Origin of the sequence: Neisseria sp. HMSC058F07 (assembly GCF_001810035.1) — a bacterium.
Classification (GTDB): Bacteria; Pseudomonadota; Gammaproteobacteria; order Burkholderiales; family Neisseriaceae; genus Neisseria; species Neisseria perflava.
On record NZ_KV799674.1, the window covers coordinates 436,958 to 452,653 of the forward strand.

The 15,696-nt window shown below is 48.7% G+C and carries 15 protein-coding genes and 1 tRNA gene; 12 read left to right on the forward strand and 4 right to left on the reverse strand.

Going from position 1 to position 15,696, the window contains the following annotated elements; translation table 11 throughout:
* Positions 1-262: 262 nt before the first annotated feature.
* A complete protein-coding gene (locus tag HMPREF2696_RS05440) occupies positions 263-1,405 on the forward strand; it encodes an extracellular solute-binding protein (protein ID WP_004518822.1) in 1,143 nt (380 codons plus the stop codon).
* 75 nt (positions 1,406-1,480) lie between these two features.
* On the opposite strand, the gene HMPREF2696_RS05445 is transcribed toward HMPREF2696_RS05440, so the two are convergent.
* Positions 1,481-1,912 carry an EamA family transporter gene (locus tag HMPREF2696_RS05445; protein ID WP_003680126.1) on the reverse strand — a complete coding sequence of 144 codons (432 nt, stop codon included), beginning with the start codon at positions 1,910-1,912 and terminating at the stop codon, positions 1,481-1,483.
* A 178-nt stretch (positions 1,913-2,090) separates the two neighbouring features.
* Here HMPREF2696_RS05445 and HMPREF2696_RS05450 point away from each other — a divergent pair, with 178 nt between their 5' ends.
* Positions 2,091-3,767, forward strand: a complete 1,677-nt coding sequence (locus tag HMPREF2696_RS05450; protein ID WP_004518820.1) for a formate--tetrahydrofolate ligase — start codon at positions 2,091-2,093, stop codon at positions 3,765-3,767.
* Positions 3,768-3,831: 64 nt separating this feature from the next.
* Here HMPREF2696_RS05450 and HMPREF2696_RS05455 read toward each other — a convergent pair whose 3' ends face one another.
* Entirely contained in the window at positions 3,832-4,761 is a 930-nt protein-coding gene (locus HMPREF2696_RS05455; RefSeq protein ID WP_004518819.1) for a glycosyltransferase family 2 protein, read from the reverse strand.
* Between the two features lie 128 nt (positions 4,762-4,889).
* Positions 4,890-5,954, reverse strand: a complete 1,065-nt coding sequence (fba, locus tag HMPREF2696_RS05460) for a class II fructose-bisphosphate aldolase (protein WP_003686828.1) — start codon at positions 5,952-5,954, stop codon at positions 4,890-4,892.
* A 150-nt stretch (positions 5,955-6,104) separates the two neighbouring features.
* Here fba and HMPREF2696_RS05465 point away from each other — a divergent pair, with 150 nt between their 5' ends.
* From HMPREF2696_RS05465 to HMPREF2696_RS05500, 8 genes are all read left to right on the forward strand, one after another.
* Positions 6,105-6,533, forward strand: a complete 429-nt coding sequence (locus tag HMPREF2696_RS05465; protein ID WP_070588022.1) for an acyl-CoA thioesterase — start codon at positions 6,105-6,107, stop codon at positions 6,531-6,533.
* Between the two features lies 1 nt (position 6,534).
* Complete coding sequence (xerC, locus tag HMPREF2696_RS05470; RefSeq protein ID WP_070588024.1) at positions 6,535-7,431, forward strand: tyrosine recombinase XerC; 897 nt, start codon at positions 6,535-6,537, stop codon at positions 7,429-7,431.
* Between the two features lie 351 nt (positions 7,432-7,782).
* A complete protein-coding gene (locus HMPREF2696_RS05475; RefSeq protein WP_070588025.1) occupies positions 7,783-8,712 on the forward strand; it encodes an energy transducer TonB in 930 nt (309 codons plus the stop codon).
* 102 nt (positions 8,713-8,814) lie between these two features.
* Positions 8,815-9,474 (forward strand): MotA/TolQ/ExbB proton channel family protein, encoded by a 660-nt coding sequence (locus tag HMPREF2696_RS05480; RefSeq protein WP_049332314.1) that lies wholly within the window; start codon positions 8,815-8,817, stop codon positions 9,472-9,474.
* A 3-nt stretch (positions 9,475-9,477) separates the two neighbouring features.
* Entirely contained in the window at positions 9,478-9,912 is a 435-nt protein-coding gene (locus HMPREF2696_RS05485; protein WP_070588026.1) for an ExbD/TolR family protein, read from the forward strand.
* 132 nt (positions 9,913-10,044) lie between these two features.
* Positions 10,045-11,706, forward strand: coding sequence for an electron transfer flavoprotein-ubiquinone oxidoreductase (locus HMPREF2696_RS05490; RefSeq protein ID WP_070588028.1), 1,662 nt, complete (start codon positions 10,045-10,047; stop codon positions 11,704-11,706).
* A gap of 84 nt (positions 11,707-11,790) precedes the next feature.
* On the forward strand, positions 11,791-12,642 hold the full coding sequence (gene folP, locus HMPREF2696_RS05495; RefSeq protein ID WP_070588029.1) for a dihydropteroate synthase: 852 nt from the start codon (positions 11,791-11,793) through the stop codon (positions 12,640-12,642).
* A gap of 92 nt (positions 12,643-12,734) precedes the next feature.
* Positions 12,735-12,810: transfer RNA gene (locus tag HMPREF2696_RS05500), tRNA-Ile, on the forward strand.
* Between the two features lie 599 nt (positions 12,811-13,409).
* Here the strand turns inward: HMPREF2696_RS05500 and HMPREF2696_RS05510 are convergent.
* Positions 13,410-13,868: an RrF2 family transcriptional regulator gene (locus HMPREF2696_RS05510; RefSeq protein WP_004518811.1), complete on the reverse strand. Its 459-nt coding sequence runs from the start codon at positions 13,866-13,868 to the stop codon at positions 13,410-13,412.
* Between the two features lie 147 nt (positions 13,869-14,015).
* Between HMPREF2696_RS05510 and HMPREF2696_RS05515 the strand changes: the two genes are divergently transcribed.
* On the forward strand, positions 14,016-14,396 hold the full coding sequence (locus HMPREF2696_RS05515) for a hemerythrin domain-containing protein (RefSeq protein ID WP_070588032.1): 381 nt from the start codon (positions 14,016-14,018) through the stop codon (positions 14,394-14,396).
* A gap of 86 nt (positions 14,397-14,482) precedes the next feature.
* A complete protein-coding gene (locus HMPREF2696_RS05520; protein ID WP_070588034.1) occupies positions 14,483-15,640 on the forward strand; it encodes an NnrS family protein in 1,158 nt (385 codons plus the stop codon).
* Positions 15,641-15,696: the final 56 nt, after the last annotated feature.

Below are 15,696 nucleotides of genomic sequence, written 5' to 3' on the forward strand. Positions count from 1 at the left end.
AAGACAGATTTCCTTATATGCAAGCTTTTTCTCTATAACGCGCGCAAATCAGCCGTATTTTGCCCAAAAACTACAGCCGGTGCAACGCTTTTGGTAAAAAGATGGTGTTGCTTTGCCTTATTTCAATAAAAATCAGATGGATATTGCTTTGCGTTTGCTTACGTTTCCATTACAATAACCTAACTCTGCGCCGGGGTGTTTATGGGGTGCAGGGTTTCTTATTTATTGACATTAACCACTCTTTCATCAGGAATCTGCCCGTATGAAAAAATCCGTATTAGCCGTATTGGCCGCATTGTCTTTGGCCGCGTGCGGCGGTGGCGAGAAAAAAGCCGAGCAACCTCAAGCAGGCAGCGCGCCTGCTGCCAATACCGAAGCAGCCGCCACCGATACTTTGAATATCTACAACTGGTCAAACTACGTTGACGAAAGTACAGTCGAAGACTTCAAAAAAACCAACAATTTGAAGCTGACTTACGATTTGTATGAAAACAACGAAACGTTGGAAGCCAAAATGCTGACCGGCAAATCCGGCTATGACTTGGTTGTACCCGGTATTGCCTTCCTGCCGCGCCAAATTGAGGCAGGTGCATACCAAAAAATCAATAAGGATCTGATTCCGAACTACAAAAACATCGACCCTGAATTGCTGAAGATGTTGGAAACCGCCGACCCTGGCAATCAATACGCCGTTCCATACTTCTCAGGTGTGAATACGATTGCGATTACGGCGAAGGGCAAAGAGCTTTTGGGCGGAAAATTGCCTGAAAACGGCTGGGATTTGCTGTTCAAACCCGAATACACCAACAAGCTGAAATCTTGTGGCATCGCTTTGTGGGATACCCCGAGCGAAATGTTCCCAATCTTGTTGAACTACTTGGGTAAAGATCCTAAAGGCTCGAATCCTGAAGATTTGAAAGCGGCGGCGGAAGTGTTGAAGTCTATCCGTCCTGACGTGAAACGTTTCAGCCCTTCCATCATTGACGAATTGGCGCGCGGCGATATCTGCTTGGCGGCAGGTAACGGCGGCGACTTGAACTTGGCCAAAGCGCGTTCCGAAGAAGTGAAAAACAACGTCGGCATTGAAGTGTTGACACCGAAAGGCATGGGCTTCTGGATTGAATCTTGGTTGATTCCGGCTGATGCAAAAAACATCGCTAATGCCCACAAATACATCAACTACACACTTGATCCCGAAGTGGCTGCGAAAAACGGTATTGCCGTGACCTTCGCACCGGCCAGCAAACCGGCACGCGAAAAAATGCCTGCAGAGCTGGTGAATACACGTTCTATTTTCCCGAACGAGCAAGACATGAAAGACGGTTTCGTCATGCCTCAAATGAGCGCAGATGCGAAAAAACTGTCTGTCAACTTGTGGCAAAAAATCAAAGTCGGTTCAAATTAATTGTGAGCTGATTGTTTGAAGCAAAGCAAAGGCCGTCTGAAATTTTTCAGACGGCCTTTTTTGATGTCCCAATTTTTATCGTTTCAAAGCCAAAGTCAATACGCCTGCGGTTACCAAGCCTAAGCCTATCCATTCCTGCGTGCTTGGGCGCTCGTCTAAGAAAACGACGGCCATCAGGGCAACCAAGACCAGGCTGAATTTGTCGACGGGCGCGACTTGTGAGGCGTTGCCCAGTTGCAGGGCTTTGAAGTAGGCAAGCCAAGATGCGCCGGTAGCGAGGCCGGATAGGATGAGGAATGTCCAGTTGCGGCCGGTAAAGCCGTTCACACCCTGCCATTTGCCGGTGTAGGTTAAAAACAATACCAAAGCGGCGAGGATGACCAAGGTGCGGATAAAGGTGGCGAAATCTGAATCTATGCCCTGTAAACCCATTTTGGCGAAAATGGCGGTCAATGAGGCGAAGCCTGCCGATGCCAATGCCCAAAACAGCCATGCGTTACTGCTCATGTTTTATTCCTTTGTTTCAAATTGTTGACAATATGAATCCGCTTGTTGATGAAATATCGAAATTTTCACTGCGGTTTGTCTTTGGAAAACGCTATAATAGAACTAATATTCTTTTTCTTCCAGCCGTCTTTATTATATTGTTTCAGACGGCCTTTCCCTCTCTCAATAAAGGAAAATCATGAGCTTCAAAACCGATGCTGAAATTGCCCAGTCTTCCACCATGCGCCCGATTGGTGAAATTGCCGCCAAGCTGGGTTTGAACGTTGACAACATCGAGCCCTATGGTCATTACAAAGCCAAAATCAATCCTGCCGAGGCATTCAAGCTGCCGGAAAAACAAGGCCGTCTGATTTTGGTTACCGCCATTAATCCGACTCCTGCGGGTGAGGGTAAAACCACCGTAACCATCGGTTTGGCGGACGCATTGCGCCATATCGGCAAAGACTCGGTTATCGCCCTGCGCGAGCCTTCTTTGGGTCCGGTGTTTGGTGTTAAAGGTGGTGCGGCAGGCGGCGGCTATGCCCAAGTTTTGCCGATGGAAGACATTAACCTGCACTTTACCGGCGACTTTCACGCCATCGGTGCGGCGAATAACCTGCTCGCCGCCATGCTCGACAACCATATCTATCAAGGCAATGAGTTGAACATCGATCCGAAACGCGTGCTGTGGCGTCGCGTGGTCGATATGAACGATCGTCAGTTGCGCAACATTATCGACGGTATGGGCAAACCTGTTGACGGTGTGATGCGTCCCGATGGTTTTGACATTACCGTTGCGTCCGAAGTGATGGCAGTATTCTGTCTTGCCAAAGACATCAGCGATTTAAAAGAGCGTTTGGGCAACATCCTTGTCGCCTATGCCAAAGACGGCAGCCCTGTTTACGCCAAAGATTTAAAAGCGAATGGCGCGATGGCGGCATTGCTTAAAGATGCGATTAAGCCTAACTTGGTACAAACCATCGAAGGCACTCCGGCCTTTGTACACGGCGGCCCGTTCGCCAACATCGCCCACGGCTGTAACTCTGTAACCGCTACCCGTTTGGCGAAACACCTTGCCGATTACGCCGTAACCGAAGCAGGCTTCGGCGCGGATTTGGGCGCGGAAAAATTCTGCGACATCAAATGCCGTCTGGCGGATTTGAAACCTGATGCGGCTGTTGTCGTGGCTACCGTCCGCGCTTTGAAATACAACGGCGGCGTGGAGCGTGCCAATCTCGGCGAAGAAAACCTCGAAGCCTTGGCAAAAGGCCTGCCTAATCTGCTGAAACACATTTCCAACCTGAAAAACGTATTCGGCCTGCCTGTGGTGGTTGCCATCAACCGCTTTGTGTCCGACTCCGATGCCGAGTTGGCCATGATTGAAAAAGCCTGTGCGGAACACGGCGTCGAAGTTTCCTTGACCGAAGTGTGGGGTAAAGGCGGCGCGGGTGGTGCAGACTTGGCGCACAAAGTCGTCAACGCCATCGAAAATCAACCGAATAACTTCAATTTTGCCTACGATGTTGAGTTGAGCATTAAAGACAAAATCCGTGCGATTGCCCAAAAAGTGTACGGCGCGGAAGATGTCGATTTCAGCGCAGAAGCGTCTGCCGAAATCGCTTCACTGGAAAAACTGGGCTTGGACAAAATGCCGGTCTGCATGGCGAAAACCCAATATTCTTTGAGCGACAACGCCAAACTCTTGGGCTGCCCTGAAGGCTTCCGCATTACCGTGCGCGGTATTACCGTTTCTTCCGGTGCGGGCTTCATCGTTGCGCTGTGCGGCAACATGATGAAGATGCCGGGTCTGCCGAAAGTTCCAGCTGCCGAGAAAATCGATGTGGATGCAGACGGCGTGATTCATGGCTTGTTCTGATTTAGATTGATTTTGAAATAGATAAAGGCCGTCTGAAACGAGGTTTCAGACGGCCTTTTATAATTTAAGTGAATTTCAACCGGCTTTTTAAGAAATTGAAGAAATTGTCTATCATGTCGAACATCGTATTGCGGTCTTCGCCAAACAAAGAAATGCTGCGGTCCTTACTGATTCTGTCATACGCGGCAAAAATGGTTTTCAGCTCTTCGGTGGTCAAGCGCAGTTGCTTTTCGTACAAGATGCGGCTTAAGAGCGTTACTTCCGTCGCGTTCAAATCAGGGAAGAGATGACTGATCCACAACTCCATGGTGTATTGGACGGATCTGTTGATTTTGTCTCTTTTTTTGCTTTCTTGATTTGTGTGTATCCTGTATGACAACAAAGACTCGGGCAGGTTGGCAAAGGTTTTGCCATGTAGGGCGCATTGTACCCACATATGGAAATCGGGAGCGGTTTCTGTCGCGGTGTAGTTTATCCCAAGGTTTTTAATGCTATCGTGCCGCCACATGGTGGTGGGGTTGAACATGTTTTGGGCGGCAAAGGAGAGAAAGGCTTTAATGTCTTTGTCGAGCAGGGGGAGGTCGCTTAAAACGGGTTCTCTTCCGGTTTGGTCGTCGAAAAAGATGGTGGCTTGGCTGCCGACAATATCGATTTCGGGATGGCTGTCTAAAAACTGAATCTGTTTTTCAAAACGATCCAAGGCGCAAATATCGTCTGCGTCCATTCGTGCCACATATTCGACCTTTACGTCTTTGAGCATATCCATGGCAAATTGGCAGGCAAACGGCTCGCCCCTGTTTTCCGGAAGGTGGAAAACCTGCAAACGTGAATCTTTAGCTGCGTAAGCCTCGAGGATTTCGCCGGTTTTGTCTGTTGAAGCATCGTTGATGGCGATGACGAAAAAGTCACGGAATGTTTGATTCAATACCGAATCCAAGCATTCGGGCAAATAAGCTTCGGCACAATAGGCCGGCAAAATAACGGCGAGTTTCATGTTTGCTTTCGATGTGTTTTGATGTGTAGTCGGTGGAAGATTTTACTATAAATTTCCCAAAAGCTAAGGCCGTCTGAAACCTTATTTTCAAGTTTTCAGACGGCCTTAGTGTGAATCCGAGATACGGATTATTTAACGATTTGGTTCAATTCGCCTTTGGCGTATTTGGTTGCCATTTTTTCCAAAGAAATCGGTTTGATTTTGTCGGCTTGGCCTTCGCAACCGAATGCGAGGTAGCGGTCAAGACAGATTTGTTTCATGGCTTCGACGGTTTTGCTCAAGTATTTGCGCGGGTCGAATTCGGATGGGTTTTCTGCCATGAAGCGGCGGATGGCACCGGTAGAGGCGAGGCGCAAGTCGGTATCGATGTTGACTTTGCGCACGCCGTGTTTGATGCCTTCGACGATTTCTTCTACGGGTACGCCGTAGGTTTCACCAATTTTGCCGCCGTGTTCGTTGATGACTTTCAGCCATTCTTGCGGAACGGAGCTGGAACCGTGCATCACGATGTGGGTGTTGGGCAGGGCTTGGTGGATTTCTTTGATGCGGTCGATACGCAATACGTCGCCTGTGGGCGGACGGGTGAATTTGTATGCACCGTGGCTGGTACCGACGGCAATAGCCAATGCGTCAACGCCGGTATCTTTAACGAAACGTACGGCATCTTCGACGCTGGTCAGCATTTGGTCGTGGGAAAGTTTGCCCACTGCGCCGACGCCGTCTTCTTCGCCGGCTTCTCCGGTTTCGAGGTTGCCCAATACGCCGATTTCGCCTTCGACGGACACGCCGCAAGCGTGGGAGAAGTTAACGACGGTACGGGTGGCGTTGACGTTGTATTCGTAAGAAGAAGGGGTTTTGCCGTCTTCCATCAGCGAGCCGTCCATCATCACAGAGGAGAAGCCCAGTTGGATGGAGCGTTGGCACACATCAGGAGATGCGCCGTGGTCTTGGTGCATTACGACAGGGATGTGCGGGAATTCTTCAACTGCGGCCAAAATCAGATGGCGCAGGAATGGGGCACCTGCGTATTTGCGTGCGCCTGCGGATGCTTGAACGATAACGGGGGCGTTGACTTGGTCGGCCGCCTCCATGATGGCGCGCATCTGTTCGAGGTTGTTAACGTTGAATGCGGGCAGACCGTAGCTGTTTTCGGCAGCATGGTCCAATAATTGGCGCATGGATACGAGTGCCATGAGAAGCTCCTGAAGTAGTGAAGGGTAAATTTATCCGATAAATTATAATGTTTTTTGAAATGAAAAACTACAAGCTGCTACATTGTTTTTATATATTAACGAACAGGGTCTCGGTTTATAATGGCGTGGTATTGAAAACGGGTGTGCAAAATGGATAGGATTTCGGTGGCCAAGTGTGATAAGCCTTTGTTTCAGACGGCCTTGACGGTGCAGGTGGGCGATGTGAACTATGGCGGCCATTTGGCGAACGATGCTGTGTTGCGTTTGTGCCATGAAGTGCGGATGCGTTGGTTGGCGAAGCTGGGTTGGAGCGAAATGGATGCTGGAGGGGCAGGCCTGATTATGGCGGATGCGGCGGTGCAGTATTTGGCGCAAGGTCATCATGGCGATGAGCTGTCGGTAGAAATGGGGGCGGCAGGCATGGCCGGTGTGGGCTTTTCTTTGTTGTACCGTATCCGCAGGATTTCAGACGGCCTTGTGCTGGCGAAAGTACAGACAGGCATGGTGTGTTTTGATTATGGCAAACAACGCGTCTGCCGTCTGCCTTCGGCCTTGAAAGCAGCATTGGAGGCCGTCTGAAATGGCGGAATCAAATAATTTTGCGCTTCATCTTGAACGCTATCTGAAAACCTTGCTGCAACAAGGCAAGTCGGAGCATACCGTTTCCGCTTATCGGCGCGATTTGAGTGAATTGATGCGCCTATTGCCCGATAATCTGGAAAACGGTCTGCCGACGCGCCGTGATTTTGTGGCGGTATTGAAAAAGCTGTCGCAAAAGGGCTTGAGCGAAAGCAGCTTGGCGCGGAAATTGTCGGTATGGCGGCAGTATTGCAGTTGGCTGGTGCAGATAGAAGTCATGGAAGGCGATCCGACATTTAATATGAAAGCGCCGCGCCTGCCCGAACGCCTGCCCAAAGCGCTGCCGCAAGAACCTTTAAACCATATCCTTGACCATGCGCCTGTTGATGACGAGTTGGACGTACGCGATAAGGCCATGTTTGAATTGATGTATGGTAGCGGTTTGCGCCTGAGCGAGATACAAGGTTTGAATCTGGACGGTATCGTTTTGGACGAAGGCTGGGTCAGTGTGAAGGGTAAAGGCGGCAAGCAGCGGCAAGTGCCTTTGGTGGGCAAGAGCATTGCGGCATTGCGCGATTATCTGGCGGTGCGTATTGCTAAAGAGGGCGAGCAGGCCTTGTTCACCAATAAGAACGGCAGCAGGCTGGGGCAACGTCAAATTCAAAAACGCCTGCAGGCGTGGGCAGTGCGCGTGGGCAGTGCCAGCCATATCTCGCCGCACATGATGCGCCACAGCTATGCGACCCATCTTTTGCAGGCATCGGGCGATATCCGTGCTGTGCAGGAATTGTTGGGGCACAGCAATCTTTCCGCTACGCAAGTTTATACCAAGCTGGATTTCGACCATTTGGCGCGTGTTTATGATGAGGCGCACCCAAGGGCGAAACGGAAAAAATGATTTTGTTTGAGTCAGGCCGTCTGAAGAGCGTTTTCAGACGGCCTGATGTTTTATGGATAAAAATACAAGATAATTTGAAACCATTTGAATTTTTATCGGTCTGACGAGGTTTCGGATGTTGGTTTAATGTGCGGATAGCATAAACGCCGGAAGAATAGGCTGTTTTGACTTACCGCTTATCTTTTAAAACTACCTTTTGTTTGATAATATTAGTAATGAGAGCTAATATCATATTATGATATGCAGCCTTTAAAACAGCAGGTCTATAAACTTTCTCTATAAGCATTAATGCTTATTTTGACTGTAAAACGACTTGCAAACGGGAATTGTTGCTATTAACATAACGGAATTATGGATAAAAAACGAATTTTAACTCCAGCCGTCGTGACTTCCGTTGCGTTGATTCACGTCGGCTTGGTTGCACTTTTATGGCACGCGCACAAACCGCCTCCTGTCGAAATGGCGAATATTGAATTTGTCGATTTAGGCGATTTCGGCGGTGGCGACGGCAGCCCTGAAGGCGAAGGCGCACCTGCCGCACCCGAGCCAACCCCCGAACAACCGAAACCCAAGCCAAAACCCAAACCTAAGCCTGTCGAGCCGCCCAAACCTGTTATCAAACCTGTGGTAACGAAAAAAGAAAAAGCGGATATCGTACAGCAAAAGGAAAAACCGAAACCTATCGAGAAACCTAAGCCCGAGCCTAAGCCGGAACCCAAACCTGAGCCGAAGCCCGAACCAAAACCTGAACCAAAACCAGAGCCGAAGGCAGAACCTAAACCGTCTCCCAAAGCATCTGAATACTCAGGCAGCAAAACCGGGCCGAATACTGCTGAAAACGGTAAAGGCAACGGCGAAGGCAAAGCCTTGGGCGGAGAAGGGAAAGGCAACGGCGGCGGTACGAAAGGTACAGGCAGCGGCCGTGGCGAAGGCAGCGGATCCGGCAGTGGTGGTGCGAAAGGCGAACATGGCTCCGGTACCGGTGGCGGAGGTGGTGGCAGCGGTACAGGTGCCGGCAGCAGTAAAGGCAATCCGGCAAAAGGAACCTGCCATATTCCGAGACCTCCGTATCCTTCACTGTCCACTGAAAATGGCGAAGAGGGCTTGGTTGTTTTGAAAGTCTTGGTTGGTCCCGGCGGTAAAGTGGATTCAATTAGTGTGAATAAATCAAGTGGTTATAGTCGTCTGGATAATGCAGCGCGTAAAGCCGTTAAAGATGGTAGCTGTCATGCAAGTGTTTGGACTGAATTTAAAGTACCTGTCAAATTCACGCTTGAATAAGTATCTAGGACTAAGCTGATTGATTGGAAAATATATGCTGTTGGGAAATATTTTTAAATGACCCGATAGAAATTTTAATTTTATTTTTAACTTGGAAAAATTATGGATTTAAGTTTAGTTTTCAAATCAGGTGATGTGGTACTGATTGGTGTATTTGTCCTGATGTTGTTGATGAGTGTGGTGACTTGGAGTGTCATTGTGATCCGCTGCATCAAATACCGCAAAGCGAAAAAAGGCAATGCTCAGGTAAAAGAGTTGATGTTGAATGCGTTTACGCTGGCCGATGCCGTACAAAAAGCCAAAGCGGTAGAAGCACCGATGAGCAATGTTGCCGATGAGTCTCTGCGCGCATACCAAAACTACCGTCAAACGACAAGTAAATCGCTGATTGACGAATTGCCTTTGAACGAATACTTGGTTGTTCACATCCGCAACAGCATGTCCCAAACTATGCGCCAGTTCGACTACGGTATGACTGCTTTGGCCTCTATCGGCGCAACCGCTCCATTTATCGGTCTGTTGGGTACTGTTTGGGGTATTTACCATGCCCTGATCGGCATCAGCGAAAGCGGTCAAATGAGCATTGCTGCGGTAGCCGGTCCGATTGGTGAGGCTTTGGTATCGACTGCCGTCGGCCTGTTTGTAGCGATTCCTGCTGTATTGGCATACAACTTCCTCAATCGCGGTACAAAAACCATCGCGCAAGATATGGACGCATTTGCACATGACCTGCATGTCCGCCTGCTGAACCAAAAGGATTAAACCATGGCTTTCGGATCAATGAATTCCGGCGATGATGCGCCGATGTCGGATATCAATGTGACACCTTTGGTGGATGTGATGCTGGTGTTGCTGATTGTATTTATGATTACCATGCCGGTGCTGACCCACTCGATTCCTTTGGAGTTGCCGACTGCTTCGGAAAAAGCGGCGAAAGAGGATAAGCAGCCTAAAGATCCTTTGCGTTTGAGCATTGATGCCAATGGTGCTTATGTCGTTGGCGGCGATTCGGATAACAAAGTGGATTTAGCAACGGTAACTGCCAAGCTGAAAGAAGCCAAAGCGAAAAACGAAGATGTGATTGTGGCGATTGCGGCGGATAAAGCGGTTGAATACGATTATGTCAACCAAGCCCTGCAAGCGGCGCGCGAAGCCGGTATCAGCAAAATTGGTTTTGTAACGGAAACCAAAGCGCAGTAATCTTTTGAACACAGTAAAGGCCGTCTGAAAGCTTGATTGACTTTCAGACGGCCTTTTGTTGTATTTGGTAACTATATGTCCAGGCTGTATAATTAGCGGATTAAATTGAATAATGACAATACAGGAACCACTATGACAGAAACCATCGAGCGCGACAGTATGCAATACGATGTCGTGATTGTCGGCGCAGGCCCGTCGGGTTTGTCTGCCGCCATCAAACTCAAGCAGCTTGCCGAAAAGAATGGACGCGAAATCAGCGTTTGCGTGGTGGAGAAGGGTTCGGAGGCCGGTGCGCACTCGCTGGCCGGTGCCATCATCGATCCGATTTCTTTGAATGAGCTGATTCCTGATTGGAAAGAAAAAGGTGCGCCGCTGACGCGTACAGTGACGAAGGACAGGGTTGTGTTCCTGACCGAGAAAAAAGCGTTCAACCTGCCGATTACCCCTAATTTCGACAACCATGCAAATTACATCGCCAGCTTGGGAGAAGTTGTCCGCTGGCTGGCGGAGCAGGCGGAAAATTTGGGCGTGGAAATCTATCCGGGCTTTGCCGCCGCCGAAGTGCTTTATCACGAAGATGGTTCGGTCAAAGGCATTGCGACCGGCAATATGGGCGTGGGCAAAGACGGTGAACCGACCGATTCATTCCAGCCAGGCATGGAGCTTTGGGCGCAGCAAACCATATTTGCCGAAGGCTGTCGCGGCTCGCTTTCCAAGCAAGTCATTGAACAATTTAAGCTCGACCAAAACAGCGAGCCGCAAACTTACGGCTTGGGCATTAAAGAAATTTGGGAAGTGCCGTCTGAAAAACATCAGCCCGGTTTGGTGATGCACAGTGCAGGCTGGCCGTTGGACAGCAAAACCTATGGCGGCTCGTTTATTTATCATTTTGACGACAACAAAGTCGCTGTCGGCTTTGTGGTCGGCTTGGATTATCAAAACCCTTATCTGTCGCCGTTTGAAGAGTTCCAACGTTTCAAAACCCATCCTGAAATCCGCAAAACCTTTGAAGGTGGCCGCCGTATCGCGTATGGCGCGCGTTCGCTGATTGAAGGCGGTTTGCAAAGCCTGCCGAAACTCTCGTTTAAAGGCGGCGTTTTGGTCGGCGATGCCGCAGGTTTCCTGAATATGCCACGCATCAAAGGCATCCATACGGCCATGAAATCCGCCATGCTTGCCGCAGAAGCAGTGTTCCCTATGTTGGAAAACCTCGAAGAAGTGGAAAGCTTCGACAGCGGCAAAGAGGCCACCGATTATCAGCAACGTTTTGAACAAAGCTGGCTGTATCAAGAGCTTTACGCCGCGCGCAATGTCCGTCCGTCATTCAAATGGGGCGTTTACCTCGGCTCAATCTATACCGGTATCGACCAAATGATTTTCAGAGGCAAAGCCCCTTGGACTTTGAAACATCACGGCAAAGACAACGAGCAGCTCAAAAAAGCCTCCGAATGCAAGCCGATTGATTATCCGAAGCCCGACGGTGTTTTGACCTTTGACCGTTTGAGTAGTGTTTTCCTTGCCAACCTTGCGCACGAAGAAAACCAGCCCGACCATTTGGTGCTGAAAAATCCGCAGGTCATGATAGACGTAAACTACAAAGAATACGCCTCGCCCGAAACGCGCTATTGTCCGGCCGGCGTATATGAGATCGTCGAAGAAAACGGCAGCCCGCGCCTGCAAATCAACGCCGCCAACTGCGTTCATTGCAAAACGTGCGACATCAAAGACCCGACGCAAAACATCACTTGGATTTGTCCTGAGGGTGCGAGCGGACCGAATTACGGCGGAATGTAATTTACTGTTTTGAAGTCAAAACCTAAAGGCCGTCTGAAAAGTTTCAGACGGCCTCTATCCTATTATTTCATCAATGGAAGCATTATGAACACGCACATTTGGCAGGCAGGCCGATTTGAAATCGCCTTAGACAAACCGAAAATCATGGGCATCGTCAATCTGACCCCCGATTCATTTTCCGATGGCGGCACCTATTCGCAAAATGTCTCAATAGCATTGGCACATGCTGAGCAGCTGCTGAAAGACGGTGCGGATATTCTCGATATCGGCGGCGAATCTACCCGCCCGGGTTCGGATGATGTTTCTCTCGAAGAAGAATGGTCCAGGGTGCAGCCGGTTTTGGCGGAGGTGGCCAAGTGGAATGTTCCCGTCAGCTTGGACACGCGCCGCACGGTGATTATGGAAAAAGCCTTGGCGCAAGGCGGCATCGATATTATCAACGATGTTGCCGCATTGAGTGATGAAGGTGCAGTCGCATTGCTGGCGCAACAGCCGAAGACAGGCGTGTGTCTCATGCACATGCAGGGTTTGCCCAAAACCATGCAGCTTAATCCGCAATATCAAGATGTCGTCGAAGAAGTTGTGCGTTATTTAAAAGCACGCGCGGCAGAATGCGTTCAAGCAGGTATTGCCCCTGAACGCATCACACTAGACCCCGGCTTCGGTTTCGGCAAAAATCTGCAACACAACATCACCCTGATAAAACATTTGCCTGAATTGATGGACGCAACCGGATTCCCACTTCTGATCGGCGTGTCGCGCAAACGTATGATTGGCGAACTGACAGGCGAACAAGATGCCGCCAAACGTGTACACGGCAGCGTTGCAGCCGCTTTGGCCACAGTGGCTAGAGGCGCGCAAATCATCCGTGTTCACGATGTCAAAGCAACATCGGACGCTTTGAAAGTTTGGGAAGCATTGGGCATATCGGCATAATACCCGAATAGAAAACCAACAGGCCGTCTGAAACATTTTTCGGCATTTTGAACAAGCAACAAGTTATGCTATAATCCGCGTCTACTCTTGACGGGTCTGTAGCTCAGGGGTTAGAGCAGGGGACTCATAATCCCTTGGTCGTGGGTTCGAAACCCACCGGACCCACCAAATATTAAAAATGCCCGAGGCTTTTGGCTTCGGGCATTTTTGTATTTATTGGTTTGTGAAGGGTTGGAATATAATGTCGAGTATAGCAATTCGGTTATGTCGTCCAATATGTTTTTTAGGGAAAATTCTTTTTAAAAAAGAAGGAGTAGTTTGGTGGAGTTATTGCCTTATTTTCTGTTTTTTTTAGTATTTGTGTATTTTATTGTAATTATCATTAATCTAGTAATGCTATATAAAATATCAAAATTAGAAGGGATGAATGCGGGTTTTTTTGAATATCTGTTTATTGCTAGAAGAATGCAATTTAATTTTTTCAAGGTGCTGTTTGGAGTGCAAAAAATCTCCAATAAATTTTATTTGAAAGTATTAAGAATAAATTTTACGGTTGCTATGATTATTCTTATTTTAGGTTTTTCTATTGTCTTATATTCGACATATTTAGTATAAAAATTAACCTATAGAATGAAAGTCAGCTATTTAAGTTGTAGAGTGTTTTGTAAACCAATGCCGTCTGAAAATCTTCATTTCAGACGGCATTTTTTATTATTTAAGTAATACCATTTCAGTATGACTGGATTGTTTTCAGACGGCCTGAAGATTTAGTCGGCCGTTCCGCGTATTTCGTTGATTGGGATGCGCGGTGTATAAAGTATGTCGTAAGTCGGCTTGTCCAGCAGATCTTGCAGTGAATATTGATCTAAATGATTGAAGAAGGCTTTGATGGCGCCGGTGATGATGCCGGTCAGTCGGCAGGATGGGGTGATGAGGCATTCGTTGTTATCGCCCATGCATTCAACGACCTGCATCGGCTCAAGATGGCGTACAACTGCACCGATATTGATGTTTTCAGGATTGTCTGCCAAGCGTAAACCGCCGCCTTTGCCGCGCACACTGACCAGAAAACCGCCTTTGACTAATGAGGTAACTACTTTCATCAAATGGCTTTTGGAAATATTGTAAGTCTCGGCAATGGTGCCGATATTGACGAGGGTGTCGTCGTTGATGGCGGTATAAACCAATACGCGCAATCCGTAATCGGTATGTTGGGTCAGATACATGGCTGGCTCTTTGAATATTTTTTCTTATATGTCAAAAGGGTAGTGTTTGGTAAAGGGTTGTTTGACTTTATGTGGGATTGGGTTTCATAATATCTGAAACATTTAAATTAATCCAGTTTGACAAACTGTTACCATTATAACGAACTTATGAAGCCCTTGAAACGCCATCCTGCCTTAATAGAACTTTCCCGCGAACATCATGGCTCGCTATCGTTGTGCGTCCGTCTTCTGCGTACGCCCGATCAAAGCCATCAGGCGGAGCTGGAGCCTCATTTTGTTGAGCTTGAGCCACATTTTTTGGAAGAGGAAACCATGTTTGCTCCGTATTGGGATAAAATTGACCCTGCGTTGCAGCAGCGTTTTGAAGGCGATCATGCCAAATTGCGTGCGATGATGGCGCATCCTGAATATATGAATGAATCATGGAATAAGGAGTTTGCTGTCACTTTGCGCGATCATGCGCGCTTTGAGGAGCGCGAGCTTTTCCCTGCGATTGAACCTTTTTTGCCTTTGCCTGAAAATGTGTAACAGGTAAAGGAGTCGATGGCCGTCTGAAAAGTTTCAGACGGCCTCTGTTGCTGTTTTATGATGATATAAAAATTGAAGGAACCACCATGACCGATTTGTTCAAACACCCGGTTTGGGCAATGGCCTTCCGCCCGTTTTATTCGTTGGCGGCTTTGTATGGCGCATTGTCTATACTGCTTTGGGGCTTCGGCTTTCAGGGTATGCCTGAGTTGCCGGGTTTCTATTGGCATGCCCATGAAATGATTTGGGGCTATGCCGGATTGGTTGTCATTGCATTCTTATTGACGGCCGTGGCGACTTGGACAGGCCAGCCGCCGACACGCGGTAAGGCGTTGGCCGGTTTGACCGCATTTTGGCTGTTGGCCCGCATTTGTATGTTTATTCCTGGTTGGGGGGTAACGGCAAGCGGCATATTCGGTACGATTTTTTTCTGGTATGGCGCGGTATGCATGGCTTTGCCGGTAATTCGTTCTCAAAACAAGCGCAACTATGTTGCCGTGTTCGCTATTTTTGTTTTGGGCGGCACCCATTTCGCCTTCCATCTGAAAGTGCAGCCGTTTGATGCCATTGCGCTGATGACCGGTTTGCAATCCGGTTTGATTATGGTGGCCGGATTTATCGGTTTGATCGGTATGCGGATTATCTCGTTCTTTACGTCCAAGCGCCTGAACGTGCCGCAAATTCCCAGCCCTCAATGGGTAGCGCACGCTTCACTTTGGCTGCCTATGCTGACCGCCATGCTGATGGCGCATAACATTTTGCCGGGACTGGCCGCGTTGTTTGCTCTGGCTGCCGGTGTGATTTTTACCGTGCAGGTGTACCGCTGGTGGTATAAAGCCGTGCTGAAAGAGCCTATGCTTTGGATTTTGTTTGCCGGCTATCTGTTTACCGGCTTGGGTTTGATTGCGGTCGGTCTTTCCTATTGGATTTCAAACTTCCTGAATTTGGGCGTGCACCTTATCGGCGTTGGCGGTATCGGCGTGCTGACTTTGGGCATGATGGCGCGAACTGCGCTTGGCCATACCGGCAACTCCATTTATCCACCGCCTAAAGTGGTTCCTGTTGCCTTTTGGTTGATGATAGCCGCAACGGTTGTCCGTGTTTTGGCAACCTTTGTGAGCGGTACGGCATACACGCACAGTATCCGTTGCTCCGCCGCTTTGTTTGCCGCCTCTTTGCTGTTGTACGCATGGAAATATATTCCTTGGTTGATCCGTCCGCGTTCGGATGGTCGTCCGGGTTAACGGTTTGGCGAAATGAGAAGGCCGTCTGAAAAGTTTCAGATGGCCTTTATTATTGA

Coding starts and splice junctions, on each gene's coding strand:
- HMPREF2696_RS05490 (WP_070588028.1), top strand. CDS start 10,045: ATGACAGAAACCATCGAGCGCGACAGTATGCAATACGATGTCGTGATT.
- folP (WP_070588029.1), top strand. CDS start 11,791: ATGAACACGCACATTTGGCAGGCAGGCCGATTTGAAATCGCCTTAGAC.
- HMPREF2696_RS05520 (WP_070588034.1), top strand. CDS start 14,483: ATGACCGATTTGTTCAAACACCCGGTTTGGGCAATGGCCTTCCGCCCG.
- HMPREF2696_RS05465 (WP_070588022.1), top strand. CDS start 6,105: ATGGATAGGATTTCGGTGGCCAAGTGTGATAAGCCTTTGTTTCAGACG.
- xerC (WP_070588024.1), top strand. CDS start 6,535: ATGGCGGAATCAAATAATTTTGCGCTTCATCTTGAACGCTATCTGAAA.
- HMPREF2696_RS05480 (WP_049332314.1), top strand. CDS start 8,815: ATGGATTTAAGTTTAGTTTTCAAATCAGGTGATGTGGTACTGATTGGT.
- HMPREF2696_RS05515 (WP_070588032.1), top strand. CDS start 14,016: ATGAAGCCCTTGAAACGCCATCCTGCCTTAATAGAACTTTCCCGCGAA.
- fba (WP_003686828.1), bottom strand. CDS start 5,954: ATGGCACTCGTATCCATGCGCCAATTATTGGACCATGCTGCCGAAAAC.
- HMPREF2696_RS05450 (WP_004518820.1), top strand. CDS start 2,091: ATGAGCTTCAAAACCGATGCTGAAATTGCCCAGTCTTCCACCATGCGC.
- HMPREF2696_RS05455 (WP_004518819.1), bottom strand. CDS start 4,761: ATGAAACTCGCCGTTATTTTGCCGGCCTATTGTGCCGAAGCTTATTTG.
- HMPREF2696_RS05475 (WP_070588025.1), top strand. CDS start 7,783: ATGGATAAAAAACGAATTTTAACTCCAGCCGTCGTGACTTCCGTTGCG.
- HMPREF2696_RS05485 (WP_070588026.1), top strand. CDS start 9,478: ATGGCTTTCGGATCAATGAATTCCGGCGATGATGCGCCGATGTCGGAT.
- HMPREF2696_RS05445 (WP_003680126.1), bottom strand. CDS start 1,912: ATGAGCAGTAACGCATGGCTGTTTTGGGCATTGGCATCGGCAGGCTTC.
- HMPREF2696_RS05440 (WP_004518822.1), top strand. CDS start 263: ATGAAAAAATCCGTATTAGCCGTATTGGCCGCATTGTCTTTGGCCGCG.
- HMPREF2696_RS05510 (WP_004518811.1), bottom strand. CDS start 13,868: ATGTATCTGACCCAACATACCGATTACGGATTGCGCGTATTGGTTTAT.